The sequence below is a fragment of the Eximiradius sp. genome, assembly GCA_937127445.1.
Taxonomy (GTDB): Bacteria; Bacteroidota; Ignavibacteria; order Kapaibacteriales; family UBA2268; genus JAKIZO01.
The window spans coordinates 65,008-90,545 of record CAKZLY010000006.1; the positions used below are offsets into that span (position 1 = coordinate 65,008).

Sequence of the window (25,538 nt, forward strand, 5' to 3'; positions counted from 1 at the left end):
GAATAATAATATTGAAAATGCTTGATTGGTTAGCAAAGTAATCAAGAATGGAAGATATACTTATAAAAGCAAACAAGAAGCACCTCCATCAACTGCAATAACCTGTCCGGTTATATACGAAGAAGCATCCATAGCTAAGAAAGCAACAGCAGAAGCAACTTCCTGAGGTTGTCCAATTCGTTTCTGTGGGGTTTGGGTTATTATTTTTGTTAAACGTTCATTATCATTAAGAATAGGTCTAACAAGTGGAGTATCAATATACCACGGTTCGATAGAATTGACGCGAATATTGTCCGAAGCCCACTCAACAGCAAGATAACGTGTCAGGTGAGACAGCGCAGCTTTTGCTGAAGCATAAATTGCTCCTGAACGCACTATTCTGTTTGCTGAAATCGAAGAAATATTAATTATCGAGGCATTTCCTGAATTTTTGAGTTGCTGGTGCAAACCTTTTGATAGCTCTAATGAGGGAAAATAGTTTATCTGGAAAAGGAATTCAACTTCTTCATCCGAATAATCACACGTTGAACGCCGAATATTCGAACCAACATTATTTACAAGGATATTAATTTCATCGTAATTAGTTTTGATTAATTCAATAAACGATGAGCGTGAAATCTTATCAGATAAGTCGAAACTAAGAAAACACAAATTGTCTGGGAATTGACTTTCAATTGCTTCGATTTCTCGTTTACTTCGAGCAACTGCAATACAGCGAGCACCAAGCGAAATGAACTCCATTAAAATAGCAAAACCGATACCTTGCGAGGCACCGGTAATAATAGCAGTTTTATTATTCAGGTTCCACATTATTGAATAGATGATTTTTTCACATAAATATTTCCTAAAACAGGATCGGTCGTATTGTGAGCGATAATTCTATCAATAATAGGCTTTTTGAGAACGGCGCCAGCTGGCAAAAGTTTTAGATTTTTTTCGGTAACAATTTCTCTTGCTAAAATCATACCTTCTTTTAAATCGGAAAGAAGGACAGGCACTTCATTTGGATTTTGAAGTTCTTTTTCGTAAGTATAAATATATTGTTCTAATAGAATTACAATGCGAGGATCGTAGAGCCTATTAGCTTGATTTTTCATAATATTAATAACTTCGGAGCCTTTTTTCCCAGTGCGAGCTTTGCTTTCTTCATAATCGAGAGCAGCGCGGATAATTCTCGACGCAAAAGGGATTTGCCAGGATTGAAGACGTTGCGGGAAACCGCTACCATCAAAATTCTCATAAAGAGAGTAGAGAATTTTGCCAATTTCAGTAAAACGTCGGACACCGGATACAATTTCGCGAGCAGCATTTGGGACCTGCATCATAATTGGATCGGTTGGATTGCCATCTATCATAATTGGTTGACGTAGTAAATGGTCGGGCAAAGACATTCGCCCAGCATGCGAAAGAAGAGCGGCAATTTCGATGTCGCGAATTTCATCATCGGTAAATTTGCCAAGTTGACGAGCAATCCAAACAGAAGCTTCAGCCACACGGCTAAGCATTTCCTGAGAAGTTGGGATACGTGCTTGCATAAACTTTACAGCAAGCAAAGCCATATCGTGAATATCTTTTTCTAATTCTTCGGCAAGTTCAATTAACAACTGATTTTCTTCTTTCATCTGTTGCTGAAGTCGAACAATACGCAAAGCAGAGCGAATACGAGCTTCTAATGCGACTGAGACAACGGGTTTTGTAATAAATTCATCAGCACCTTTATCCAAAGCTTTTATACGCTCGCTAACCTCTGTATTGCCAGTAAGCAAGATAAAAAAAATATCATTATAGTCAGGGTTAGAACGAACTTTTATCAGCAATTGGAAGCCGTCCATAACCGGCATATTTATATCAGAAATAACGATATTCGGGTGGTGAACAGTTACAATATCCCAAGCTTCTTTTCCATTTTCAGCAGTATAAACCTTAATATCAGGAAAAGTCTTAGAAAGCAACTTCTCAAAGGTTAAAAGAACCGCTTTTTCATCATCTACAACCAGAATAGAGATTTGGTTACTCATTTTTAGTTTCTCCTGCTAATGACATAAATTGGTCAGTAGACATCTGCTTAATTAAAATACTAACACGTCTATTTGTTACATCGAAAGGATTTTCAGGGTTGCGAAGTTTTCTATCGGCATATCCTGTAACTTTGACAATTTGCCCCTGCCAAAGCCCAGATGTTTCCAAAACTCTGCGAGCAGAATTGGCACGGTCTGCTGAAAGTTCCCAGTTAGTATAAAGCGACTTGCCACGATAGGCACGACTATCTGTATGACCTTCGATTTCGACATTATTGGGGAGTTTGCCAATTTCCAGAGCTAACTTTCGAAGAAGCTCTACCGCTTCCCTTTTGAGAATGCTACTACCAACTTCGAAAAATAATGATTCACTTGTTTCGATAAGTTCAATACGGAGACCTTCTTTGGTCATTTCAATTTTGATAGAAGAGATAATATCTTTAATTTCAGGTTTAGCAGCTAATTCGTTTTCTAAAAGTTTTTTAATATTCTCACCAGTAACTTCTACACGTTTGGCAGCAGAAACACTATCATTAAGAGCTTTGAATAGTTCTTCAGCTTTAATAGTATCGGGTTTGGTCTGTTGAAAAGAAATAACAAATTCACCTTTTCCTTTGCCATCCTCTTCACCTTTTTTTCTTTCGGGATATAAATTTAAATCAATAGGAACAGTTCTTTTGCCGGTAAGGAAATTAAAAGCACCGGGTTCTTGAAAATAGGAAGCAACAGCTTGCTTAACTTCTTCGCTTGAAGCAAGAATCCACATAACGATGAAGAATGCCATCATAGCGGTAACGAAGTCAGCATAAGCAACTTTCCACGCACCACCGTGGTGGCCGCCGTGCCCGCCTTTTTTAACCTTTTTAATTATTATGGGTTGTTCTTTATGTCCTTGTTGTTCATTTGACGACATGTTTTACCTCGATGGATTAACGCTTCAAGTTTTCTTCAGTTTCTTTGAATGAAGGACGGAATTCAGGATCAATTGCACGTCGACCATATTCAATAGCAACGGTAGCCGGAGCGCCTTTTGCAAAAGACAACAAGGCAGCTTTAATTGATAGCAAATATTTGGCTTCTTTTGCCAAAGTTTTACCAACAAGAGACGCTATTGGACCCACAATACCATAAGACATCAACACACCAAGGAACGTTCCTACAAGCGCACCAGCGACGTGATGACCAACAGCTTCAGCACCTTCATTAATCGAACCCATTGTTACGATAATACCAAGCACCGCCGCCACAATACCGATACCCGGGAAAGCGTCGGCAAAAGTTTGAAGGGCACCAGGAATAACCATTTCTTCTTCGTGAAGAGCTTCGAGGTCCATATCCATTAATTCTTCTAAATCGTGAGCGGGGACACCGCCAGAGAGAACAACCTTTAAAGTATCGCAAAGGAAATCGACAGCGTGATGATTGGCAAGGAAAGTAGGATATTTCGAGATAATTGAACTTGATTCGGGATTTTCAACGTGTTGCTCGAGTGCAATCAAACCTTCGCGTTTAGCAAACTGGAACAGTTCATAAAGCATTTTTAGTAAGTCTAAGTAAGCTGCTTTACTCACTTTTGGTGGCTTTAAAGTAGCAAGAGCTGCTGCAATGATTTGTTTTAAAACTGGGAGCGGATTAGCAATAACTAAGGATCCGGTAGCAACACCTAAAATGATAATAAATTCACCAGGCACAATCAACGAAAGCGGATTGCCACCCGAAACCATAAACCCACCGAGTAATGCACCGAAAACAAGTACGGCACCAATAATTACAAACATATATCATCCCTTCTAAAGTTGTCCATCTCTTCTGAATGGAGTAATGCTAACTCCAAATTAATTTTTTCTATTTATCGGCATTTCTGAAAAATTGTTTAGAAACACAAACTATTGAAATTATCATACGAAAAATTAATAAAAAGAATTTATTTGATATAGAATATAAAATACAAAATTTCAATAATAATAAAAAATGTAAATAAGATACTAATAAGCAATAATTTATTAAAAAGAATATCTGGCAAAAATATTTTTTAATATTTTTTTGGATAATTAAGAAAAAAGTCGTAATTTTGAGTTCTTGAAAATTTGATGGTCCCATAGACTAATGGTTAGGTCACCAGCCTTTCACGCTGGCAGTAGGGGTTCGAATCCCCTTGGGATCACAAGATAGCCGGGCAAAAACTCGGCTTTTTTATTTTATCGTACGATAGAAACTCATTATCCTATTATCAATATATTTTTTATTAAAGTTGGGAAATAATATCTAAAACATAGCAAAACAAAACCGCTCCCAAGACATAGGGAGCGGTTTGTTTAATATTTTCATTAATATTCTTGTGGAAGTTCTTTGAGTTCTTTGTATGTGATAACGGGACCGTCCTTGCAAACGTAGTAAGGACCGACTGCACAATGTCCGCACTTTCCAATGCCGCATTTCATACGATTTTCAAGTGTAGTGAAAATATTTTCTTCTTTGAAGCCGAGTTCGAAAAGCACAGGCAAAGTGAGTTTTATCATTATAGGTGGACCGCATACAGCTGCAATTGTATTATCTGAGCTTGGGCTAACTTCTTTCAAGATTGCAGGGACAAAACCAACTTTTCCTTTCCAATTGGGTGTTTCACCGCCGGGGTCGACAGTTGTGAATAAATTTACATCTGGACGGTTGTTCCATTCTTCGAGTTCGTGTTTATAGACAAGATCGTTGACGCTGCGCGCACCGTAAAGAATAGTAATATCACGATAATTTTCGCGTAAATCCAGACAATTCCATATTACACAACGAAGAGGAGGAAGCCCAATACCGCCAGCAATGAAAAGAAGGTTCTTGCCCTTCCAATCATCTATTGGAAAAGTGTTGCCGTAAGGACCGCGAAAGCCAATTTCATCACCTTCTTCACAATTGGCGAGAGCTTTTGTAACGCGTCCAGCAACACGGAAGGTGCACTCAATATATCCTTTACGTGTAGGCGAAGACGCTATACAGAAGGTACTTTCGCCTTCGCCAAATATTGAGTACTCACCAAATTGCCCTGCTTTGAATGAAAATTTTTCTTCATCGGCTGGATTTTTGAATTTCAAGCGATAGGTTCGAACAAGTGGAGCTTCTTCTGTAATTTTTTCGATAAACATTCTATATGGCAAATACATATTTTCCATTATTAGCCCTCCGTAATTGCATTAACTTGCTCAATAATACTTAGCTCAGCGGGACAATTTCGTATGCAACGTCCACATCCCACACACGAAAGAATGCCAAATTGTTCGTCAGTATATAAAAACTTGTGTAGAATTCTGTTACGCCAGCGTTCGCTTTGCTTTTCACGAGGGTTGTGACCGGATGCGTGTTTGGTGAAAATGCCTAACGCACAAGTATCCCAGATACGGTAGCGAGTTCCTCCCAATAGATTTGCTTCATCTTGAATATCGAAGCAGGTGCAAGTCGGACAAGAAAAAGCGCAAGTTCCACAACCGAAACATGGCAGTGAAGTTTCTTCCCATCGTTCCCAATCAAATGCACCACTGATTTTTTCCTTCAGAGCAGAGCTATCGAAACGTTTTTGGATGTTCGCTACGTATTTAGTTTTATCTATTTGTTCAATTTGCTCGAAAAAGTTTGCAAATTGCTCAACTAATTTTTTGCCTTTTTCGGTGATGATTTCCACATAATAACCGTTTTCGGTCTTAGTTAGCATTAGGTCACTGCCACGAGTGTCTGACGGAGAAATCCCAACGGAAGAGCAGAAGCAAAATTCATCCCCGCTCGAACAAGTTAGCCCAACAAAAATTGTATTATCGTAACGCATTTTGAAATGATAGTCGGGGTTTTCTTTCAAGAAGAAAGTAGCAAGATAGTCGAAAGCGGCGCCATCGCAGGGACGCATACCGAAAACAATTGTATCGTTTTCAGGTGCTTGTGGATTATTCAGAATTGTTTCTTTGCCATTCTTTTCAAATGTATAAAGTTCTTCGCACTTAGGAAAAACAGCAGATTTAGCAGAAAAAGCAGTTTGGATGTAATCCATTGCAATTTCTTCGAAAGAATGGATAAGTGAAAAGAAAACTTTTTCTTTTTTCTGCTTTGGAGCAAGAACTTGCTTGCCGGTTGCAATCAAAGAATTGATAAATTCTTGAATTTTTTCGAGTTTAATTAATTTATATTCCATAGTTCAACTACCTTATAAAGTTTTCTTTATCATCTACTTTGAAAGTTGAGAGAGCATAGTCGGGTTCACGTTTAGTACCGGGTATTTGACCAAAATTAGAAATAATTGTCATATTCAACTTTTGAGTAAGCAATCCAAGAGGAATTTCCATTGGGCAAGCTGCTTCGCATTCGCCGCAGCTAATACAGCGACCGGCAAGGTGCATAGCTCGCACGATGTGCCACTCCAGATTACCTAACCCAGTTGGTGGAACACCTACCCATTGAGGTTGGTTACATTCGACAAGGCATTGCTCGCAGTAACAAAGTGGGCAAGCAGCTCGACAAGCATAACAGCGTATACAACTGGATAGTTCACGTGTCCAAAAATCCCAACGTTCTTCTCGTGATTTGCTCTCGATTTCTTTCAGCAGTGCGAGACGTTCAGGATTTGGTTTTGGTAAATTATTGGCAACATATTCTTCAATAGCTTTAAGATTTGCAAATTCGAGAACTTTCCCGTCTGCAACAGTCAAAATCAAATACTGTCCGTCGGTTATCTGGTTTTCGGCAGCAAGTTGCAAAAGAGCTCTCAAAGTACCGAAATTTGCTAAAATCCCAATTTTGCTATATTTTTTAAGTTCTGGTTTGCGAAGATAAACAGCAAGATTAACTATACAGTTTTCGTCAAAAATAAGTTCACTCAATTGGTCAGGTTTTGTAAAGAAAGCAGGCTTACCTTCACCAAGACGACCTTTTTTGTAACCGATAAACAAATCTATTATTCCAGAACTAAAAAATTGACTAGTTTTATTAATTAAATCAGACATTGCAAAGCTCTCCTATGGAATTAACATTAATTTTAGAGAGTTTCTCGTATTCAGTGTAAGGACCTAATTTGCGAACTTCGGTAACAACCTCATTAACAAGATTAGCCCATTTGGCACCTTCGGCAGCGGACACCCACGAAAAGAAAAGGCGGCGTTTGTCGAATCCAAGCAGTTCGAGCAATTCATTGAAGACAATCCAGCGGCGGCGAGCGTGAAAATTGCCCGAAGTGTAGTGGCAATCGTTCGGATGGCAGCCGGAGACTATGACTCCATCAGCACCGTTCTGGAATGCTTTAAGAATAAGCATATAATCTATTCTACCTGTACAAGGGAATCTCACAATACGGACATTTGTTGCATACTTAATCCTACTTGTGCCAGCAAGGTCGGCACCAGCGTAAGTGCACCAATTACAGACAAAAGCAACTATTTTAGGTTCAAACTCCTGCATATTCCCTCCTATTGAATAAAGCCGAAACTTCAGCATATATTTGACGGTTAGTATATCCATGAATATCAATCGATTTAGAGCGGCACAAAGCAACACAGGTGCCACAACCCTGACAAAGTCCAGGATTGATTTTAGCAACTGTTTTTACCAGAGTGCCATCGCGGCGGCGAATTTCTTCTTTTTCAATAGCAAGATAAGGACAAACACTCTGACAAAGGAAGCACCCGACGCAAGTATTATTATTTACGTAAGCAATTAGCGGTTCGCGAGTAAGTTCGTCCTGAGAGAACAAGGCAACGACTTTAGCAGCGGTGCCAGAAGCTTGGGAAACAGTGTCGGGTATGTCTTTCGGTGCTTGACAAGCACCGGCAAGCATAATGCCAGCGGTGTTAGTTTCAACAGGACGTAATTTAGGATGAGCTTCAGAGAAGAAATGATACGGGTCGTAGCTAATATGTAATTTTTGAGCTAATTCTTCGGAATCTGAGTTAGCAATAGCAGCAGTAGCCAGCACAACCATATCTGCTTCAATTTCCACAGGACGAGAATTCAGTAATGTGTCCACACCGCAGACAATTAATTTTCCATTTTTCTCATAGATACGAGACACACGTCCACGAATGTAATTGACGTCGTCTTCTTCAATTGCACGGCGGACAAATTCGTCGTACATTTTGCCACCAGCACGAATATCCATATAAAATACAGTTGCTTTGCCGTGATGATTTTTATGTTTGAAAAGCATTGCGTGCTTGGCAGTGTACATACAGCAAATTTTTGAGCAATATGGGATGCCTTTTGCGGGGTCGCGCGAGCCAGCACAAGCAATAAAGACAATGCTTTCAGGTTCTTTGCCGTCAGATGGGCGTTTGAGAACACCCAGCGTGGGTCCCGAGGCAGAGGCAAGTCGCTCGAACTGTAATCCATCAATTACGTCGGCATATTTACCATAACCGTATTCTGGGAAGAAATCTGAATGTTTAATATCAAATCCAGTAGCAGCAACAATAGCACCGACATCAACTTTGATTAATTCATCTTCCTGTTCGTAGTGAATTGCATCGGCAGGACAAACCTTTTTGCAAAGGCCACATTTTCCTTTAAGGAAATATGTGCAGTTGTTGCGGTCAATAACGGGTTTGTTTGGCACTGCTTGTGGGAAAGGAACGTAAATAGCGGCACGATTGCCAAGACCGGCATTAAATTCATCGGGAATTTTCTTGATAGGACATTTTTCGATGCACAAACCGCAGCCAGTGCATGCTTTGTGGTCAACACTTTTAGCTTTCTGGCGAATAGTAACTTTAAAATTGCCGATAAATCCATCTACACTTTCAATTTCAGCATAAGTATATAAAGTAATATTTGGATGCTGAGCAACTTCCACCATTCGTGGAGTTAAAATACATTGAGAGCAATCCAAAGTAGGGAAAGTCTCGGACAGTTGAGCCATTTTTCCACCGATTGACGGATTTTTCTCAACCATAATTACTTTATGTCCGCTATTAGCAATATCAAGAGCTGCCTGGATACCACCGATACCACCACCTATAACAAGAGCGGTTTTGGTAATTGGCACTTTAATTGGGAAAAGTTCCTCGTTGTGTTTAACTTTTTCAACAAGGACACGAACAAGTTCGGCAGCTTTTTCTGTTGTAGAATCCTCGCGGAAATGTACCCACGAACAATGTTCACGTAGATTAGCCATTTCACAAAGAAAAGGGTTAAGACCAGCTTCGGCAGTAGCTTTGCGAAAAGTTGGTTCGTGCATACGTGGCGAGCAAGCAGCAACAACGACACCTGTTAATTTATGTTTTTGAATTGCTTCTTTAATCAAGTTTTGTCCTGGGTCTGAGCACATATATTTGTAATCAATGCTATAGACAACGCCCGGATAGTTTGAAGCAATTTCGGCAACTTTTGCACAATCGACTGTGGAAGAAATGTTTTCGCCACAGTGGCAAACAAAAACTCCAATACGCGCCATCTATACCTCCACCGTTTGTTTTTGCAACTTATGTAAAAATTTATCAGTAGGAACAAAATGTTTGTCAAATCCAAGTTTTTTAGGGTCGATACCCAAAGCCAATCCAATAATCTGAGTAATGTAAACAACAGGAATTTCGTTATCAGTAGAAAGATTTTTGTTTATTTCATTTCGTCGCATATCCAAGTTTGAATGACACATAGGGCAGGCAACGATAATTGCATCAGCACCACGGCTTTGGGCATCATCTAAAATTTTAGCACATAATTTTCCAACAATATCAGTTCTAACAACGGAAAGCCCTGCACCACAACATTCAACTTTGAATGCCCAATCAATAGGCATTCCACCGGAGAGATAAATGATTTTTTCCATTACAAGCGGATCTTCTCGACGTTCAATAGTGGAAAGGTGTTCGGGACGAGTGAGCAAGCAACCGTAATAACAAGCAAATTTAGCATTCAATTTATTATATAGTTTATCTTTGATTTTATCGAGAGCATATTTGTTAAGAAAATCGAGAACAGTAATAGGGTTAGCTGTTCCTTTTATTTCCATTTCAATAAGTTGAGGGATTTTTGTTCTGTATTTTTCATCTGATTTGATTTCGTAGCGAGCTTGAGCCAATCTGCTGAAACAGGCGGCGCAGGGAACAAGAATTTCATCGAGCCCCATTTTTTCGGCAATTGCTAAATTACGAGCAGGCAGGGCAACTGCCAGAGTAGAATTCAGCGAATGAGCAGCAGTGGCGCCACAGCAATTCCAATCGTCGAGTTCGACTAATTCAATATCAGCAATACGGGCAATTGCTTGAAGTGAGAGATCATATTCTTTTGCAGTACCATTTAAGGAACAACCGGGGAAATATCCAATTTTAGTCATTTTCAGCCTCCTTCATTGCCTTTTCAAAAATGCGGGCAATTGCTTCTTTTCCTTTGATGCGGTGTGGGAAAATTTCGAGTTTTCCTTTTACAAACATCTTTGGGGCTAAATCAACATCTTGAAGCAAATTGAATGTTTTAAGTTTGTAAGAAGCGATAAGCCCAACTTCGTGGAGACGTCCAGTTTTTTCGATACTTTCCAAAAATGAGCGGTGGAACGCAATAATCTCTTTAGCTTTTGGATGCACTTTCCTACGTTTAATAGATTCGGAACGAAGAAAATCCATAATGTGTGGGAAATCAACTTCTTGCGGGCAACGGCTATGGCAAGTGTCGCAAGTAAGACAAAGCCAAATACCCATAGAACGCAGAACTTCATCGTCGCAAAGGGGGTCGCCGATTTGCAACAGACGTAAAATTTGGTTCGGTGTATAGTCCATTTCACCAGATAGGGGGCAACCGGCAGCACATTTACCACACTGATAGCATTTCATTACAAGTTCATTAATCTCATTTAGGATTTTTTCTTTAAGGGGTTGGGCTAATGGTTCGATTTTCGATTTGGTTTCCATTAAAGAAATCCTTTGTTATTAAATAATTTTTAACAATTGTAATTTAATTAATACAATTTATAAATAAATATTTCTCGAAACAAAGATAAGGGAGAAAATGAAAAAAAATTAAGACAAAATACATAGTTTTATTACGTCAAACCAATTAAAAACAATTCATCGAATTTAACCACAAACATAGTTTAATCTAAACTTATATTTGGAGCAAGCGAAAAATAGTCATTATTAGTGTCATTGTGAATTAAAATAACTTTAGCTCGCACAAGATCAATCAAAATTCGTTCGGCGCGTCGACGTGAAATGTTGACAATCGAGGCAAATTCTTTGACTGTAATGCGTTCGTGTTTTTCAAGGTAGCGAAAAAGACGTCTTTCTCGTTCCCCAATACTAATTTTGAGTGGTTTCCCATTCGCTTGGGTAGTCATCAATTTATACATTTCTTTGCTTGCAATAACAGATTTTTCGCCAAGACGGATATAAGCGCGCTTTACGGGACGTTTTTTTTCAGGGTCTTCGATTTCTACAACGTGAGGTTTTCGTGTGCTTTCGGAAATATGCACAAGAATAACGTCCTTATTTTTGTATTCGATAATTTCTATTTCGGGTTCAACTGGTGGGAAAATATGGAAACCACAAGCTTGTTCGACAATATCGATTTCAGATTTTTCGCTGCGAACACCGACAACAGTGCCGTCGTCATCCACACCAATTATTAAAATTCCGCCTTTAGTATTGGCAAGAGCAGCTATTTCGCGAGCTAATTTATTTGGGGATGTAGCTTTCCGTTTAAATTCGAGAAAACTTGATTCGCCCTCGGCGATTAAATCTTTAAATTCATTGGGATTCATATTAATCCCTGGGAAAAAACGATCACGTACAAAAATACAAAAAAAATCATCTTATTATACTAATTTTATCTACATAGACATTTCCTAAGTTATCGAACATTTGCAAATAGTAAGTTCCAGGTAAACAATCGATTAATGAAATAATTATCTCTTCATTAGTTGAGATTGGATGAATTTCATAAACAACTTGTCCCATGGAGTTTGATAATTTAATGGAATTGAGATGTGTTTTGGAAGCAATTTTAAGCCAATCGTGTGCTGGATTTGGGTAAACGGAGGTTGGTTTTGAATCTATTACACTCGATATTTTATCATTTATTTTAATATTGTCGATATACCATCCTAAATCATTGACAACAAGGTTAGAGAAAAATCGGAAGCGTAAAAAAATTGTATCGTTTGACGCGGGCAAAACAAGAGTTTCAGTTTTCCAATCGCGTTCGTCGAAAGAATTATCTCGCCAGTATTGATAATCAGACTTTTTCCATTGGGCGAGAGTCCCGTTGAAATCATTGCTCCAAGAACTACCGCCATCTTTTGAATATTCAACAGTCGCGTAATCATTATTTGCAACAATACATGCGTGTTCAAATTGAATTATAACATCGTTGTTATTCATTATAAATGGGAAGAGCATAAGAGTGTCGCACTGACCGTTATCATATTTTTTGTTAGGTGAATTAGAAAAGCTAAAAGGTGCAGAAGCATAAGATTCATTCGTTTTTTGCCACTTACCACCGATGAAATATTTAGGGACTTCACCATCGAAATCATCAAAATAAGGCGCAATTGGATTAACTTCGTCGGAATATGCTAAATATTGAGGTGATTTTTGGCTTTCATTGCCATATTCATCGACTAAGCTTACAGAATACAAGAAATAACCTCTCTCGCCAGAATTATCTGTTAATTCTATAACTTTTGATGTGTCGGAGGGACTTATTTCGAAAGTGTTCACCTTAATACCGTCGCGATATATATAAATGTATTTTGCATTAACCAGAGGAGTAAAATTATCAGCTCTCAAAGATGGAATTTTTACCAAAAGATTAGTAATGAAATTTTGTGAGCCACGTGAGGATAATATTTGAGGTGAAGCGGGTTCTTTTGCTCCGCCAGCGTAGCTTGAAATGCCACGGCCGATACTTGTATCGCGGCCAGCAGCAACATAAAAGGTGTATTCGTATTTTTCGTAAGGGACAAGCAATGTATCAGTGTATTGGTTAATATTTCCGTTCAAGATAAATGAATAACCGTCATTGCGTTTTACGAATATTTGAAATTCATCAGAATTAAGAGGTTGTCCAAAACTACGCTCGGTCGGATTATCCCAAAGAAGTTCAATAGTATTAGGTTTATGGGGAATAATTTTTGCAGATAGGTTCTCAACAGGGAGTGGCGAACGAGTATTAACAATAGCAGTAAAAACATCACTATCGAACAAATTTAGAACTGCATTTCGCATATCAACCCAGGTTGGATAGACTATTCCGTCGTAGAAGGCGCAACCGCTATAATCACCAGCGAAGGCATTACCACGGAAAGGGTTAAGGCGTAAATCAGTTGAAAGATCTGCTGCACGCCGGTCGGTCCAGGTAATTCCACCATCTGAGGAGTAGCTCACATAGCATTCAACCATTAAGTTATCGGGACAATTACGGCTATCGAAATACATTATAGCTAAGTCACCATTTTTGGGGTCTATTGCCATCCAGGGCCAGAACTGGTCGTTAGTAGTATCACTGTGTACAATGATTGGTTCACTCCAAGTTTCACCTTTGTGGGTGGAACGGGAAAAATAAATATTTGGTGGATTATCTGCCGCCCAACATAAATATAAATATCCGCGACGAGGGCTATTTGTAATATCGCATACAATGACTGGATAAGCTTCTGCTCGGACAGAATCTTTAACAACGTGGCGGTATCCCTGCCCATCTATATATTTTGTTTTGCCAAAAATATTATAGCGATGTACAATTCTGGGTTCAGTAAATTTATTTCCGCCATCTAACGACTTAACAAATCCAATTCCGTGCTCAATTCCGTGATTCCAAACAACATAAAGTTCTCCATTAGGACCGGTGGCAGCCAGCGGGAAGCTTTGTCCGAAAGTTGTATCTTCGGATGAGCCTGCAAGACGATGACTTATTCTCAGAGGTTGATTCCATACTTCGTCTGAGTAAGATTTTTTTGTAATAACAATCTCAGTTGCTGAATCACGCGGTGTCACTCTTTTCCACGGGATATAAACAGTACCAAAGTATGGCGATTCAGGGCTATTATCAACATGCACATAATATTTATCTTCGAAAAGCGAATCAAGAGTTTGCATACCAAGATGCACAATAACTGGAATATGTGGTTGCCAAGTTTTGCCTTCATCTTTCGTAATCGCGATAAAAACACCATTTTCACCGACGTTTACCGGTTGGTTTTCGTCGAACTCACCAAAACCACCATAACAAAGGTAGCCAGTTCCATCCAAAGCAAAATAAACACTTGGATCGTTCGATGATCGCCAATTCGGGAAAGGACGCCCTAAATTTATATTTCTCCAAGTTTTGCCACCATTATCGGAAACATATACCCAGGTTGCGGAATTATCTCGATAGTCCACAGCTGAGGCAATTAAATTATTAGGGTTTGTAGGGTTGACAGCAACGGATGATTCGTTCTGCATTTTATAAGTGTGTTTTGCTTCATCATCAATTGTGTTTACATTAAGAAAAAGCGGAAGAGAGGATTTGGGAGAGAGTAGCCAAGGAACTTTGTCTATTTTCATATATCTTTCGTCAGGACGAGGCTGAGCTGATTCCATTAGCCGCTGGTAATGGCGAATTGCTTTGAGCATTTCGCTTTTACTTTTACGCTGTTCAGCACTAAGCGACGATAAAATTAGCAAGGCAAATATAAAAAATAGAATATGTTTCATCTCAAAACCTAAAAAGTAACTAAATAACTTGTTATAAAATAACTTAATTATTTGATTTTTACAATAGGAAAAAACATTACTTAATTAGCATATTACTCTCACGAATTATTTTTTAAGAATTGAGAATAATTGACTTCTAATATTAATTCAAAATTTGCAAAACTTAAATGCTATAATAACATTTTGAATATAATTTTGAATTATGTTCAACTTATAAAGAGTTAAACTTATGTGTAAATTTAATTACTTTTATTTTGCCTTATTTATGTTGCTATTTTCAAGTTGCACTGATGACGACAATTCAGTTAACAACACAACCAACTACCCAGAGAAAGCAATATTAAACAAACGTGAAGTAATCTTAAATTTAAACAATGGTGTGAAAGTTATCAATGGGGGTTTCGGTTCCAGTATAGCATCTAATGAAACAGGGGTGTTTTACGCAATAACTGATAGAGGACCAAATATCGACGGAACAAATTCAAATGAAAAAGTATTTTCTAATCCAAATTTTACTCCTCAAATTGGGAAGTTCAAATTAGTTGGCGACAGTCTAAAAATTGAAAAAATCATATTACTAAAAGATGAGAATGGAAAAAATTTAAGTGGTTTGCCAAACCCGCAAGGAATTGGAGGAACAGGGGAAAAACCTCTTGATATAAACGGCAATGTTTTAAATTATGATGCAAAAGGAATTGATCCTGAGGGGCTTGCAATTGCTAAAGATGGAACTTTTTGGATAGCTGATGAATATGGTCCTCATATCATTCATTTTGACGCTAATGGCAAAACTATAGAACAAATAAATCCTTTTGGCAACGGATATGGAGGCAGAAAAATACCTCCTGTATTTAAATATAGAAGGCCTAACCGTGGTATGGAAGGTTTAACACTTACAAAAGACGAGAAATACTTGGTTGGGATTATGCAGTCTCCGTTACTAAATCCAGATAAAAATGTTCAAAAAACTTCAATAGCTGTTAGAATATTATTTTATGGTATTAACAACGGAGAGACCAGAGAGTATATATACTTATTAGAATCCACAGAAACTGCCATTAGTGAAATTGTTACATTAACAAACAATACATTTTTAGTTCTCGAAAGAGATGGTAAAACACCGGGATCTGATCAGAACATTTTAAAAAAGATATATAAAATTGATGTTACAAATGCCACAAATGTAACTTCAAACCAAGAAAATGGTAGGATGATAAATGGTAAAACTATTGAGCAGCTTACTAAAGAAGAAATTATAGCAAGTGGAATTGTTCCAGTTACTAAAGAAGAAGTATTTGATATAATGTCCATACCGAATTATCCTCACGATAAACCAGAAGGAATAGTAGTAATTAATAATAAAACTATTGGAATAGTTAATGATGATGATTTCGGTGTTTCTGGGAAAGGAACTTATGAACAAAAGTTAATGCCATTGCTTGGGAACAAATCAGACATGAATATACTGTATTTTGTAAAGTTGTCGAAAGAGTTATATTAGAAAATTGTAAGTAACATAAAAAAAAGGTAGAGAATATCTACCTTTTTTTATGACTTTATTTAATGACCTTATTTAAAAAATTAACTTTTTTATAATTGAACTAATTATTACGACAAAAAACAGTGTGTAAATCCAATTGAAACTAATCTTTAAGAGATTATAAGAAATAGGTTGCGCAAAGCAACCTATTTTTTTACGAGCGCACCCGTAGGGATTCGAACCCCAAACCTTCTGATCCGTAGTCAGATGCTCTATCCAGTTGAGCTACGGGTGCAAAAAAATTAATTAGCAGCAGCCTGTAATTTGTTAGCAATCTTTGTAATTGCAGATTTATGATTAGCTGCTTTGTTCTTATGAATTACACCACGAGCAGCAACTTTATCTAATACGCTATATGCTTTGTTTACAAGTTGCAATGCTTCTTCGTAAGTTTTAGCTTCGCGAACGGCACGAATAGCCAGTTTTACTTGTCTTTTGTTTGCTCTGTTATATAGACGTCTTTTTTTCGACTGTCTTATTCTTTTCAATGCTGACTTATGATGAGCCATTTCCTATTGTTTTTTTGTTCTCAATATTTTTGAACTACAAAAATAATTTATTTAACGAAAAATTCCAAAAGAAAAATCAAATTTTAGTTATTTTTTCTTTAAACTCTTGAATTTCGCGTTTGGAAAGTCCTAATTCAGCAAGTTTATCGTCTGATGGTAGTTCTTTATGTATCAATAGCTTAAGCGCATTCAATTCGTTGCGAGAGAACCTAATTGCTTCCAGAATGTAGTCTTCGAAAGCCTGGTATGCGATAGGAACAATTTGCTTGATAATTTTAGCAATTGCTTCGGCATAGACGCGTATTTCGTATTGTGCGTGGGAATCGAGCCGCAGCCGCAAAAAGTGGAAAAGATTGTGCAAATCAATTTTCCAGTACCATTCGGTGTAATTTGATAGTGGCAAATTAATTCGAGCTATTTCTCTGGCAAGCCCGGTAGAAAGAAGTTCGGAATATTCTTGGAATAATTTTTCTTGTGTAAGTTTCATACGAGAAATTACTTCCGAAGAATGGTTAATAGTTGTCTCTCCCCTACCTTGCTTGTTGAGAGTGCTTTGGAGACGAAGCTGGTCTGGCTCGGGAAGGTAGAACTCGTCAGGCATTTCGGAATAGCGACCGCTATATTCATTAACGTTGGCAGTACGGTGGCGGATCCATTGGCGTGCAACAAAAATCGGGAGCTTAACGTGGAACTTAAACTCGACCATTTCGAAGGGCGAAGTATGCAAATTACGCATCAAATAACGAATTAGAGCAGTATCTTCGCTTACCGATTTAGTACCTTTGCCGTAGGAGACGCGTGCCGCCTGAACAATGGAACTATCGTCGCCCATCCAATCAACAAGTCGAACAAAACCGTGGTCGAGACATTTATATTCAAGCACAAGATTATTGTTATTTTCCATTATTTTACTCTTATTCTAATTGAACGATTTAAAAATCTGCCTTGTGGTGTTGTTTCATCAAATTTATCTTCGTTAATTCCAGTTTCAATTTTGAATTTGTTTCCAACGATAGAGCGAATAAATTGCTCAGTACTAGAAGCACGTTCGCGTGAAAGCCGGACGTTTCGTTCGGCAGTGCCGAGAGCGTCGGCAGACCCCAAGATGATGATTGTTGCATTGGCAGGAAGTTTTTCTGAGAGCTGGCGAAGAAGTCCTTTATTGTCTTCACTAAGCTCGCTTGAATTGTAATCGAAACGAAGAATTGCTTCGAAATTATTGAGATTAAGTTCAATAACTTCTCTCGGTAAATGAGAGATAGCAATAGTATCTTTGAAAACAAAATAAGTGCTATCGTTGATTTTAATCGAGTAAGATAAAATTTTGTCTTCCAAATCATCTAAACGTTTTTTAACAGGAATTTTAACTAAGTCGGTGCCAGAGAATTGTATTTCAGAATTTGTAAAACTGTCGGTAATTTTCAAGATTTCAGATTTATCAATATTTTCAGTTGCAATTAAGAGAGAAATATTACCATCAATTTCAGAATATTTTTGCAAATCAACATATTCTTGCAAAGGAGCATTACTAACAAGAATATCAACACGTTGGTTTTCATCTATTCCTTCGGGGAAATCCTGATTTGATGGAAAACGTGGGGAAACGCGAGCAAAAGTATTTATAATACCTTCAGGGATACCCAAAGAAACAAGTCGTGATTTGACATTTTCAGCACGGCGGCGAGCAAGTTCAATGCCTTCCGGTTCGTTAGTGGATCCTGAAGTTGCCCCCTCGACTATAATTCTAGCTTTTGGATTATGCTTAACAATTTCAACAATACGAGGTAAGACATATTTGTGTAGTTCAACGGGATTGAAAACAAAATAGTTAATGTTTGCAGGAACAGCATCAACGTAGTAATCTGGGATTTTGTCGCTACCGCGAGCAAAGAACACGGCATTCACAAGAGGAGAAGTTGCTAAAAGTTCATTACCGACAAACACTTTACCATCAAATTTCTTTTGTCGGAGTTCAACAAATGGTTCTTTTGGATGTTCGACATAAATATCAATTTCAACAGGTGGAGGAGGCGCAGGCTTGGGTTGCTCAATCGTTCTAAACAGTGTATAACGCAAACCTAAATCCAGTCGAACACCATAAATTTTCCAATTGGCATCGTTTGTAACGTCATTAAAATTGTAATCAAAAGATAAAGTTTGAGTAAAGAAGGTATTATTACCAATTTTCAAATTATTTTCAAGTCCGAAAGAAATGCCAAAAGCAAGATTGTTTATCGATTTAATATTGCCCGAGGCAATATCGCGACGCTTACGGCGGACACCGTTATCTATAAAGACAGCACCAGCAGGCGAAACAATTTCCTCGTACTGCTCGAAAGTTTTATTAATAGGAAGTCCAAATCTCAAGCTACCGATAGCACGTAAAGGACCATTGATAAATTCGTCAGTAAATGAGTAAGCAAATGATGGTGAAATTTCTAAATAAGAAATTTCACCATCTATTTTATCTTTAATTTTGGCTTTTGTAATTGTATTATCAGGGTTTCGCAATGGATATACGTAATCAATATCGAGAACTCCCGAACGATTTATGTAGCTAAGAACCAAACCAATTGATTTTTTGCTATCCAATGAGCGTTCGAATAAAGCTCCGAAGAAAAGACCACTACCAGAACCATTCTTGAAGCGACCACAATCAGCAGCACCTTCAAAGTTGTTGAAATCCGCTGAGTAGAGGTTTAATCCATATCCTAATTTAGGTTGAATTGTGAAAAGTTCGAATTTTTCAACCTGAGAAGATGCAACAAGTTGCGCAAAACAAAAAACAATTACGTAAAATAAAGCTTTTTTCATAAATTTCGTAAAATAAGTTAAATAACTATACAAATATATTAAAAATATGATTGTTAAACATAACAAAAATGAATTTGAAGATTATCTTGTAGATGCTTCTTCGTATGAGGGATTTGCTGATGAATTAATAATACCAGAGAATGTCGATGAAATAAAACAAATTCTAAAAGAAGCAACGGTCAAGAGCCACAAAATCACAATTTCTGGTGCTGGCACTGGGCTAACAGGCAGTCGCGTACCGCTGGGCGGGAAAATTCTATCAATGGAACGATTTAATCGAATACTGAATTTTGATAGAGAAAGGAAAACATTGAAAGTAGAAAGTTTTGTTCGAATAGAGGAAATAGCGAACTATCTTGCAGGTAGTGGTCTTTTTTACCCGCCAAACCCAACAGAAAAGCTCTCAACCATAGGTGGCAATATCGGGAATAACGCTTCGGGAGCAAGGACATATAAATATGGTTCAACACGAAAATATATTAATAAGATTGACGTTGTTTTGCCCACTGGTGAAAGTTTGACAATAAAACGAGGCGAAATATTCGCGAATGGGTATAATTTTGAATTTTGCACTAACGGAGGGACACTTATCTCATTTGAATTGCCAAAGGTACAAATGCCCAAAGTTAAGCATGCAGCAGGATATTATATTGAACAAAATATGGATTTGATTGATTTGTTTATCGGTGCCGAAGGAACACTCGGAGTAGTTACAGGTGCAGAATTGCAACTACTCGATAGTCCTGAGGAGGTGCTGGGAGCAATTGTGTTCTTTGATTCGCACGATGGAATGTTTGATTTTCTAAGCGAAATAAAGAAAACAGATGAAATAATTTCTCCAAGACTAATTGAATTTTTTGATGATAATTCAATAATGTTGCTACGCGGAACAATTCCGCACATACCTAAAACTACGGTTTATGCTCTATGGATAGAAATCGAAACAAGCAAAGAAAAATCTGACGAGACACTGACAAATCTATATTTATTCACTTCGCAATTTACAAGTTTGGTAGATGATACTTGGGTAGCGTTAAACGAGGCGGAGCACAAACGGCTTGCACATTTTCGGCACGAGCTTCCACTTGCAGTATATGAGAAAATACATCAATATAAACAACAGAAGTTGGGCACTGATAGCGCTGTCCCGAATGAATTCGTAAAAGAATACTATGAATATATGGTAAATTTATTTAAACAAGAGCAGTTAGAGTATGTAATTTGGGGACATATTGGTAATTCGCACTTTCATGCAAACATATTAACAAAGAATGAGGATGAATTCAGAAGAGCGAAGGACGTATATGTTGATATATTAAGAAGAGCAGTATCGTTAGGTGGGACAATTTCGGCAGAACACGGGATTGGGAAACTGAAAAAAGAGTATTTAAAAATATTATATAGCGAAGAAATAATTGATGGATTTCGAAAAATCAAAGAAGCATTTGACTCGAAAAACGTATTGAATGATGGAAATATATTTTAAAAAAGGAGAAAGGCTTCACTTACACGTGAAGCCTTTTCATCAAAAAATATCTCAATTTATTTAGAGAAAATTGCGTGTCTTAGCGACAGGTAACCAACAGTACCAAAACCAAGCAAAAACAGGAGTTGGAAAGGAATAGCAGCAATTTCTAAATAATATACAGAAATACCAACACCTACGACAAAATATAGAGCTAAAAGAATTTCAAAAAGGACAATCCAGCTAAATTTATTAGACTTATATTTTTTGACTTTGGGTTTAGGAGCGGTACCAACAATTCCTTCCTTTGGGGTGCGTGCAAATCCAGTCTTCTTTCCAATTAATGCTTCGAGAACTGCTTTAGTATTATTCACAGCAAAGCCCATACTGCCAGCAAGGAAGACAGGGAAAAGCAATAAACGGCGGCGCCAATCAAGGTGAATAGCTTTCTGAGCGTACATATAGAAAAGGAAAGTAGAAATCGAAGCCAAAACGAAAACGCTCATAAACGAATAAAACTGGTCAAAGCCGCCAACAGTATTTTTAATCAGCACAATGGGAACGTTGAGCAAAGCAACGATTATGATGAATGGGAACACGATATTGCTTGTGAGATGAACAAAGCATTCGAGTTTGACTTTTAGCGGAATATCAGCTTTGAGAACGCGAGGAAGAAGTTTCTTAGCAGTTTCGACTGCACCTTTGGTCCAGCGGAATTGTTGAGTTTTAAGAGCATTTATATCGGCTGGCAATTCAGCAGGAGAAGTTACATCGTTGAGATAGACGAACTTCCACCCACGGAGCTGTGCTCGATAGCTAAGGTCAAGGTCTTCGGTAAGAGTGTCTGGCTCCCAGTTACCGGCATCAATGATAGCAGATTTACGCCAGATACCGGCAGTACCGTTAAAGTTAATAAAGAAGCCGGCTTTATTACGCACTTGTTGCTCTAAAACGAAATGCCCGTCGAGAGCGAGAGCTTGGGCGCGAGTAAGGTAGGAATATTCTTCATTTAAATGTTCCCAGCGAGTTTGCACCATGCCGATTTGTGGGTTGGAGAAATAAGGAACAGTTTTAAGTAAGAAGTTTTCGTTTGGAACGAAATCGGCGTCAAAAATAGCTACAAAATCACCTTCTGCTATTTCGAGGCCGTGCTTGAGAGCGCCAGCTTTGTAACCGCTTCTGTTGGTTCGATGAATATATTTAATGTTAAAGCCTTTCTTTTTATATTCTTCTACTAAGGACTTGCAAAGTTCTTGAGATTCATCGGTAGAATCGTCAAGCACTTGAATTTCAAGTTTTTCTTTCGGATATTTAATATTACAAACAGAACGAATAAGCCTTTCGACAACAAAATATTCATTGTAGAGAGGCAATTGAATAGTAACCATTGGAACTTCTTTTGGCAATTCCGGCTCATCAATCTTGTTATTTTGTGTTTTACGGTAATAGTATAAGAGAATTAAACCATGAATACCAAATCCAAAAAGAATAGAAAGAGCCAGAAAATAGATAATTAGTATTATTTCTTCCATAATAGGATTTTAAATCCTTCAAAGATTAACATACTTCGGTAAAAAATTACCAGCCTGAAACAACAGCCAAAAGTATGTCGTCGGCGATTTGCCTTAGAGCACCTTCGATAGCTTGATTTCGACCGGCAATAGCATTCTTTACATCAAAAACACCATAATTGGAAAAGTTCTTTTTCCAAATACTTTTTTTGTTAATAAAGTCGTAGTATTCTGCTGTGCAACTGACCACAATTCTGCGTTCGGTTTCGAGTTCACCGGGAGAGACCGCTACCGTTTGCTCCATAATTGAATTGATAGCAACAATCAGTCGGGCATCTCCTCCAGATTCAACAAGTTCGAATGAGTTATCACGTTTAAAATTATCTATCAATGACTGAGTTAGCATGATTTTATATTCAGGATTACCAAAGCCACTTTGGTCATTAACAGTAGGGATAGACAATGTTTTTAAATGTTCAGGCACCGACCCACCAGTAAAAGAATAACAACCTTTTAAAAATGCAGCACTAATAAATAAGCAACTTACAAAAGAAATAGAAATTAATATATGAAAAATATGTGAATTATTTTTAATCATCAGTTGATTTCTAAATATTTAAGTAAGGATTATTATCTTTTTCGTTTTTGATGGTTGTAGCATCTCCATGCCCAGGATAGATAATTGTTTCGTCAGGATAAACAAGTAATTTTTGGTGAATAGAGGAAAGCAATAAATCGAGCGAACCACCGGGCAAATCGCATCTGCCGATACTACCATCGAAAAGAGTATCACCTGAGAAAATTATATTTTGCCTTTCGACCGAAAAGCAAACTCCACCTTCGGTATGGCCGGGAGTATGAATTGCTTTAAAAAACATATTACCCACTTTAATTTTCTCGTTGCCAATTAATTCGACATCAGGGGAAAACTCTTCCAAATTAAATGGTAATCTGAAAATAGTGAATTTATTTGGCTCTAATACACGATATTTGTCGTTAGTATGAAGATAAATATTTGCCCCAGTCTGCCGGCGAAGTTCCGGTGCGTCTGCTGTATGGTCCCAATGCGAATGTGTTAAAAATATCGCTGTAACTTTTAGTTGATTGTTTCGTATATGTTTCATAAAAATGTGGGTACTTTCGAGCGGTGCATCAATAATTACCGCTTCTCCTGTTTCGTCGCTTACAAGATAGCCGTTTGTATCAAATGGTCCCGATGTTATTTTATCTATTTTCATATTATCGTTACAATAACAATATACAAAATTATCAAGTTTTTATAAAATAACAAACATTATTAGTATAGTGGTTAATTATTCATTAATTCTTTATGCAAAAATATCTTCGATGATTAATAGAAATTAATTTTCCAGAAAAACGACTACATATTAATAGTGTTTTTATGAATAACAATTAATTTTTACGATTATATTTTTAGAAAAACAATTCATTTGTTTTAATAATTACATTTTTGTTATTATATTGAAAATTATTACAATATCGAAAATGAGTAAAGTGGATATAGAAATTATTGGAAATAATATTTGCAAAGCATACTCAAGCAATAAATATATTTTGAAAAATATAAGTTTCGAAGGAAGGATTAAGGATATTATAGGAATATGCGGTCCGAACGGTTCGGGCAAATCAACCTTGATAAAGATAATTGCAGGAATAAACTCAGCAACAAAAGGTAATTTAATTTGGGAAATTGATGGTAAACGACTAAATCCAGATGAATATTTTCGCTATTTTGGATTTGTTGCACCATACTTGAATATTTACGAAGAGTTCACACCTGTTGAATTGATAAAAGTTGTAACAAAAATACGGCGAACACAAGTTAGTAACAGTAAAATTGATGAATTGCTTGACAAGTTTTATTTAGAGAAGCACTTTAATAAACCAATACGTAATTTTTCGTCAGGGATGAAACAAAGAATGAAGCTTTTGCTTTCGGTTTTGCATAGTCCGATTGTACTTATTTATGACGAACCTACAACAAATTTAGATGAGAAAGGGATTAATTTAGTTAATCTATTAATTAAAGAACAAATTAATAAAAATGGTATTGTTTTTATAGCTTCGAACAGTGAAACAGAGATAAGTTTGTGCAACAAGAAAATATTTGTACAAAATGAAAAGAATGTAGTATGAAAAAGTTATTTTGTTTGATTGCTTTGATATTATTAAGTGAATCTTGCTATTCAGAGACGAAAGAAATTAGGATTTCAAACGAAGAGCCTAATTATTTTCATTTTTTATCTCAGCTTACTTTGCCAGAAAAGCTTGAATTATGTGGCGAACGAATTCCGCTTGAAATTCCAGAAGTTAGAGAGCGGGCAGAACGCGAGTTTTATTTACTTTTGCAGCAGCCGGGACAGATAATATTGTATTTAAAGCGTTCGGGGCGCTTTTTCCCGATGTTTGAACGAATAATTAAAGAAAACAATCTGCCAGAAGATATAAAATATTTATCGGTAGCAGAAAGTGCCTTGTATCAGTCCCGATCTGCAAAAGATGCAGTTGGATTATGGCAATTTATCGAGGGAACTGCTCGAACTTATGGTTTGAGGGTAGATAAAGATGTTGATGAAAGGCGGCACCCCGAAAAAAGTACACGAGCAGCGATGAAATACCTTGAGCACGCATATCAAAGGTTTAATAGTTGGATCATTGCATTTGCATCGTATAATATGGGTGTAGAAGGTGTGGCAAATAACATTAATTTTCAGGGGACGGACAATTATTTTGAACTTTTTTTGAATGAAGAAACTTCACGATATATTTTTAGAATCGCGATAATTAAGGAAATAATGCAAAATCCAGGTAAATATGGTTTTTATGTTCCAGCCTGGGAACGCTACAAACCTGAAAGAACAAAGAATATAAAGGAAACATCGGCTATACCGAATCTATCGGAATGGGCAAAAGCAAATAGAACAACATACAAAGACGTTAAAATACTCAATCCTTGGATACTTGGGCGTTCTTTGCCTGCACCAAGACCAGGAGAAGCCTGGATAATAGA

The 25,538-nt window shown here is 37.3% G+C and carries 23 protein-coding genes and 2 tRNA genes; 5 read left to right on the forward strand and 20 right to left on the reverse strand.

All coding sequences use genetic code 11. The features are described from left to right. Window positions 1-60: 60 nt before the first annotated feature. From AC6QZF_RS01410 to motA, 4 genes are read right to left on the reverse strand one after another with little or no spacing between them, the layout of a single operon-like run. Window positions 61-810, reverse strand: coding sequence for an SDR family oxidoreductase (locus AC6QZF_RS01410; RefSeq protein WP_499798099.1), 750 nt, complete (start codon window positions 808-810; stop codon window positions 61-63). Continuing rightward, complete coding sequence (locus tag AC6QZF_RS01415; protein ID WP_499798100.1) at window positions 810-2,018, reverse strand: response regulator; 1,209 nt, start codon at window positions 2,016-2,018, stop codon at window positions 810-812. The genes AC6QZF_RS01410 and AC6QZF_RS01415 overlap by 1 nt, the downstream gene beginning before the upstream one ends. Further along, a complete protein-coding gene (locus AC6QZF_RS01420) occupies window positions 2,011-2,931 on the reverse strand; it encodes a flagellar motor protein MotB (RefSeq protein ID WP_499798101.1) in 921 nt (306 codons plus the stop codon). The genes AC6QZF_RS01415 and AC6QZF_RS01420 overlap by 8 nt, the downstream gene beginning before the upstream one ends. A 16-nt stretch (window positions 2,932-2,947) precedes the next feature. Continuing rightward, window positions 2,948-3,796: a flagellar motor stator protein MotA gene (gene motA, locus AC6QZF_RS01425; protein WP_499798102.1), complete on the reverse strand. Its 849-nt coding sequence runs from the start codon at window positions 3,794-3,796 to the stop codon at window positions 2,948-2,950. A gap of 314 nt (window positions 3,797-4,110) precedes the next feature. Here motA and AC6QZF_RS01430 point away from each other — a divergent pair. Continuing rightward, window positions 4,111-4,182, forward strand: a tRNA-Glu gene (locus AC6QZF_RS01430). Window positions 4,183-4,345: 163 nt separating this feature from the next. Here AC6QZF_RS01430 and AC6QZF_RS01435 read toward each other — a convergent pair. The 9 genes from AC6QZF_RS01435 to AC6QZF_RS01475 form a co-directional block, all read right to left on the reverse strand. After that, window positions 4,346-5,179 (reverse strand): FAD/NAD(P)-binding protein, encoded by an 834-nt coding sequence (locus tag AC6QZF_RS01435; protein ID WP_499798103.1) that lies wholly within the window; start codon window positions 5,177-5,179, stop codon window positions 4,346-4,348. A 2-nt stretch (window positions 5,180-5,181) separates the two neighbouring features. Next, window positions 5,182-6,186 carry a 4Fe-4S dicluster domain-containing protein gene (locus tag AC6QZF_RS01440; RefSeq protein ID WP_499798104.1) on the reverse strand — a complete coding sequence of 335 codons (1,005 nt, stop codon included), beginning with the start codon at window positions 6,184-6,186 and terminating at the stop codon, window positions 5,182-5,184. Window positions 6,187-6,193: 7 nt separating this feature from the next. Continuing rightward, entirely contained in the window at window positions 6,194-6,994 is an 801-nt protein-coding gene (locus AC6QZF_RS01445) for a 4Fe-4S dicluster domain-containing protein (RefSeq protein ID WP_499798105.1), read from the reverse strand. Beyond that, complete coding sequence (locus tag AC6QZF_RS01450) at window positions 6,987-7,445, reverse strand: hydrogenase iron-sulfur subunit (protein WP_499798106.1); 459 nt, start codon at window positions 7,443-7,445, stop codon at window positions 6,987-6,989. The genes AC6QZF_RS01445 and AC6QZF_RS01450 overlap by 8 nt, the downstream gene beginning before the upstream one ends. After that, window positions 7,432-9,432 carry a 4Fe-4S dicluster domain-containing protein gene (locus AC6QZF_RS01455; RefSeq protein WP_499798107.1) on the reverse strand — a complete coding sequence of 667 codons (2,001 nt, stop codon included), beginning with the start codon at window positions 9,430-9,432 and terminating at the stop codon, window positions 7,432-7,434. The genes AC6QZF_RS01450 and AC6QZF_RS01455 overlap by 14 nt, the downstream gene beginning before the upstream one ends. Beyond that, on the reverse strand, window positions 9,433-10,314 hold the full coding sequence (locus AC6QZF_RS01460) for a CoB--CoM heterodisulfide reductase iron-sulfur subunit B family protein (protein ID WP_499798108.1): 882 nt from the start codon (window positions 10,312-10,314) through the stop codon (window positions 9,433-9,435). Continuing rightward, window positions 10,307-10,885, reverse strand: a complete 579-nt coding sequence (locus AC6QZF_RS01465; RefSeq protein ID WP_499798109.1) for a 4Fe-4S dicluster domain-containing protein — start codon at window positions 10,883-10,885, stop codon at window positions 10,307-10,309. The genes AC6QZF_RS01460 and AC6QZF_RS01465 overlap by 8 nt, the downstream gene beginning before the upstream one ends. 182 nt (window positions 10,886-11,067) lie before the next feature. Next, on the reverse strand, window positions 11,068-11,733 hold the full coding sequence (locus AC6QZF_RS01470; RefSeq protein WP_499798110.1) for an RNA-binding domain-containing protein: 666 nt from the start codon (window positions 11,731-11,733) through the stop codon (window positions 11,068-11,070). Window positions 11,734-11,779: 46 nt separating this feature from the next. Next, the gene (locus tag AC6QZF_RS01475; RefSeq protein WP_499798111.1) at window positions 11,780-14,668 is read right to left on the reverse strand and encodes a T9SS type A sorting domain-containing protein; all 2,889 of its coding nucleotides are present in this window, start codon (window positions 14,666-14,668) and stop codon (window positions 11,780-11,782) included. A 229-nt stretch (window positions 14,669-14,897) separates the two neighbouring features. On the opposite strand from AC6QZF_RS01475, the gene AC6QZF_RS01480 reads away from it, so the two are divergent. After that, window positions 14,898-16,169, forward strand: coding sequence for an esterase-like activity of phytase family protein (locus AC6QZF_RS01480; RefSeq protein ID WP_499798112.1), 1,272 nt, complete (start codon window positions 14,898-14,900; stop codon window positions 16,167-16,169). A gap of 200 nt (window positions 16,170-16,369) precedes the next feature. Here the strand turns inward: AC6QZF_RS01480 and AC6QZF_RS01485 are convergent. The 4 genes from AC6QZF_RS01485 to AC6QZF_RS01500 all read right to left on the reverse strand — a co-directional run bounded on the left by AC6QZF_RS01485 (window position 16,370) and on the right by AC6QZF_RS01500 (window position 19,531). Continuing rightward, window positions 16,370-16,443 (reverse strand) — tRNA-Arg (locus AC6QZF_RS01485). A 7-nt stretch (window positions 16,444-16,450) separates the two neighbouring features. Further along, window positions 16,451-16,717, reverse strand: coding sequence for a 30S ribosomal protein S20 (gene rpsT / locus AC6QZF_RS01490; protein WP_498368833.1), 267 nt, complete (start codon window positions 16,715-16,717; stop codon window positions 16,451-16,453). A 76-nt stretch (window positions 16,718-16,793) separates the two neighbouring features. Further along, window positions 16,794-17,621 carry an FAD-dependent thymidylate synthase gene (gene thyX / locus AC6QZF_RS01495; protein WP_499798113.1) on the reverse strand — a complete coding sequence of 276 codons (828 nt, stop codon included), beginning with the start codon at window positions 17,619-17,621 and terminating at the stop codon, window positions 16,794-16,796. Continuing rightward, window positions 17,621-19,531 carry an OmpA family protein gene (locus tag AC6QZF_RS01500; protein WP_499798114.1) on the reverse strand — a complete coding sequence of 637 codons (1,911 nt, stop codon included), beginning with the start codon at window positions 19,529-19,531 and terminating at the stop codon, window positions 17,621-17,623. The genes thyX and AC6QZF_RS01500 overlap by 1 nt, the downstream gene beginning before the upstream one ends. A gap of 46 nt (window positions 19,532-19,577) precedes the next feature. On the opposite strand from AC6QZF_RS01500, the gene AC6QZF_RS01505 reads away from it, so the two are divergent. Then, entirely contained in the window at window positions 19,578-21,017 is a 1,440-nt protein-coding gene (locus AC6QZF_RS01505) for an FAD-binding oxidoreductase (protein WP_499798115.1), read from the forward strand. 56 nt (window positions 21,018-21,073) lie between these two features. Here the strand turns inward: AC6QZF_RS01505 and AC6QZF_RS01510 are convergent, their stop codons facing one another. The 3 genes from AC6QZF_RS01510 to AC6QZF_RS01520 are packed head-to-tail and all read right to left on the reverse strand — an operon-like array spanning window position 21,074 to window position 23,745. Continuing rightward, window positions 21,074-22,528 carry a cellulose synthase family protein gene (locus AC6QZF_RS01510; protein ID WP_499798116.1) on the reverse strand — a complete coding sequence of 485 codons (1,455 nt, stop codon included), beginning with the start codon at window positions 22,526-22,528 and terminating at the stop codon, window positions 21,074-21,076. A gap of 46 nt (window positions 22,529-22,574) precedes the next feature. Next, a complete protein-coding gene (gene lptE / locus AC6QZF_RS01515) occupies window positions 22,575-23,105 on the reverse strand; it encodes an LPS assembly lipoprotein LptE (RefSeq protein WP_499798117.1) in 531 nt (176 codons plus the stop codon). 10 nt (window positions 23,106-23,115) lie between these two features. Next, the gene (locus AC6QZF_RS01520) at window positions 23,116-23,745 is read right to left on the reverse strand and encodes an MBL fold metallo-hydrolase (protein ID WP_499798118.1); all 630 of its coding nucleotides are present in this window, start codon (window positions 23,743-23,745) and stop codon (window positions 23,116-23,118) included. A gap of 268 nt (window positions 23,746-24,013) precedes the next feature. Here AC6QZF_RS01520 and AC6QZF_RS01525 point away from each other — a divergent pair, with 268 nt between their 5' ends. Beyond that, window positions 24,014-24,664, forward strand: a complete 651-nt coding sequence (locus AC6QZF_RS01525; RefSeq protein ID WP_499798119.1) for an ABC transporter ATP-binding protein — start codon at window positions 24,014-24,016, stop codon at window positions 24,662-24,664. After that, on the forward strand, window positions 24,661-25,538 hold an 878-nt coding region (locus AC6QZF_RS01530; protein ID WP_499798120.1), incomplete at its 3' end, for a lytic transglycosylase domain-containing protein. The genes AC6QZF_RS01525 and AC6QZF_RS01530, both read left to right, overlap by 4 nt.

Excerpts from the sequence above, each read along its gene's own strand:
- AC6QZF_RS01410 (WP_499798099.1), bottom strand. The coding sequence starts at position 810 with ATGTGGAACCTGAATAATAAAACTGCTATTATTACCGGTGCCTCGCAA.
- AC6QZF_RS01415 (WP_499798100.1), bottom strand. The coding sequence starts at position 2,018 with ATGAGTAACCAAATCTCTATTCTGGTTGTAGATGATGAAAAAGCGGTT.
- AC6QZF_RS01420 (WP_499798101.1), bottom strand. The coding sequence starts at position 2,931 with ATGTCGTCAAATGAACAACAAGGACATAAAGAACAACCCATAATAATT.
- motA (WP_499798102.1), bottom strand. The coding sequence starts at position 3,796 with ATGTTTGTAATTATTGGTGCCGTACTTGTTTTCGGTGCATTACTCGGT.
- AC6QZF_RS01435 (WP_499798103.1), bottom strand. The coding sequence starts at position 5,179 with ATGGAAAATATGTATTTGCCATATAGAATGTTTATCGAAAAAATTACA.
- AC6QZF_RS01440 (WP_499798104.1), bottom strand. The coding sequence starts at position 6,186 with ATGGAATATAAATTAATTAAACTCGAAAAAATTCAAGAATTTATCAAT.
- AC6QZF_RS01445 (WP_499798105.1), bottom strand. The coding sequence starts at position 6,994 with ATGTCTGATTTAATTAATAAAACTAGTCAATTTTTTAGTTCTGGAATA.
- AC6QZF_RS01450 (WP_499798106.1), bottom strand. The coding sequence starts at position 7,445 with ATGCAGGAGTTTGAACCTAAAATAGTTGCTTTTGTCTGTAATTGGTGC.
- AC6QZF_RS01455 (WP_499798107.1), bottom strand. The coding sequence starts at position 9,432 with ATGGCGCGTATTGGAGTTTTTGTTTGCCACTGTGGCGAAAACATTTCT.
- AC6QZF_RS01460 (WP_499798108.1), bottom strand. The coding sequence starts at position 10,314 with ATGACTAAAATTGGATATTTCCCCGGTTGTTCCTTAAATGGTACTGCA.
- AC6QZF_RS01465 (WP_499798109.1), bottom strand. The coding sequence starts at position 10,885 with ATGGAAACCAAATCGAAAATCGAACCATTAGCCCAACCCCTTAAAGAA.
- AC6QZF_RS01470 (WP_499798110.1), bottom strand. The coding sequence starts at position 11,733 with ATGAATCCCAATGAATTTAAAGATTTAATCGCCGAGGGCGAATCAAGT.
- AC6QZF_RS01475 (WP_499798111.1), bottom strand. The coding sequence starts at position 14,668 with ATGAAACATATTCTATTTTTTATATTTGCCTTGCTAATTTTATCGTCG.
- AC6QZF_RS01480 (WP_499798112.1), top strand. The coding sequence starts at position 14,898 with ATGTGTAAATTTAATTACTTTTATTTTGCCTTATTTATGTTGCTATTT.
- rpsT (WP_498368833.1), bottom strand. The coding sequence starts at position 16,717 with ATGGCTCATCATAAGTCAGCATTGAAAAGAATAAGACAGTCGAAAAAA.
- thyX (WP_499798113.1), bottom strand. The coding sequence starts at position 17,621 with ATGGAAAATAACAATAATCTTGTGCTTGAATATAAATGTCTCGACCAC.
- AC6QZF_RS01500 (WP_499798114.1), bottom strand. The coding sequence starts at position 19,531 with ATGAAAAAAGCTTTATTTTACGTAATTGTTTTTTGTTTTGCGCAACTT.
- AC6QZF_RS01505 (WP_499798115.1), top strand. The coding sequence starts at position 19,578 with ATGATTGTTAAACATAACAAAAATGAATTTGAAGATTATCTTGTAGAT.
- AC6QZF_RS01510 (WP_499798116.1), bottom strand. The coding sequence starts at position 22,528 with ATGGAAGAAATAATACTAATTATCTATTTTCTGGCTCTTTCTATTCTT.
- lptE (WP_499798117.1), bottom strand. The coding sequence starts at position 23,105 with ATGATTAAAAATAATTCACATATTTTTCATATATTAATTTCTATTTCT.
- AC6QZF_RS01520 (WP_499798118.1), bottom strand. The coding sequence starts at position 23,745 with ATGAAAATAGATAAAATAACATCGGGACCATTTGATACAAACGGCTAT.
- AC6QZF_RS01525 (WP_499798119.1), top strand. The coding sequence starts at position 24,014 with ATGAGTAAAGTGGATATAGAAATTATTGGAAATAATATTTGCAAAGCA.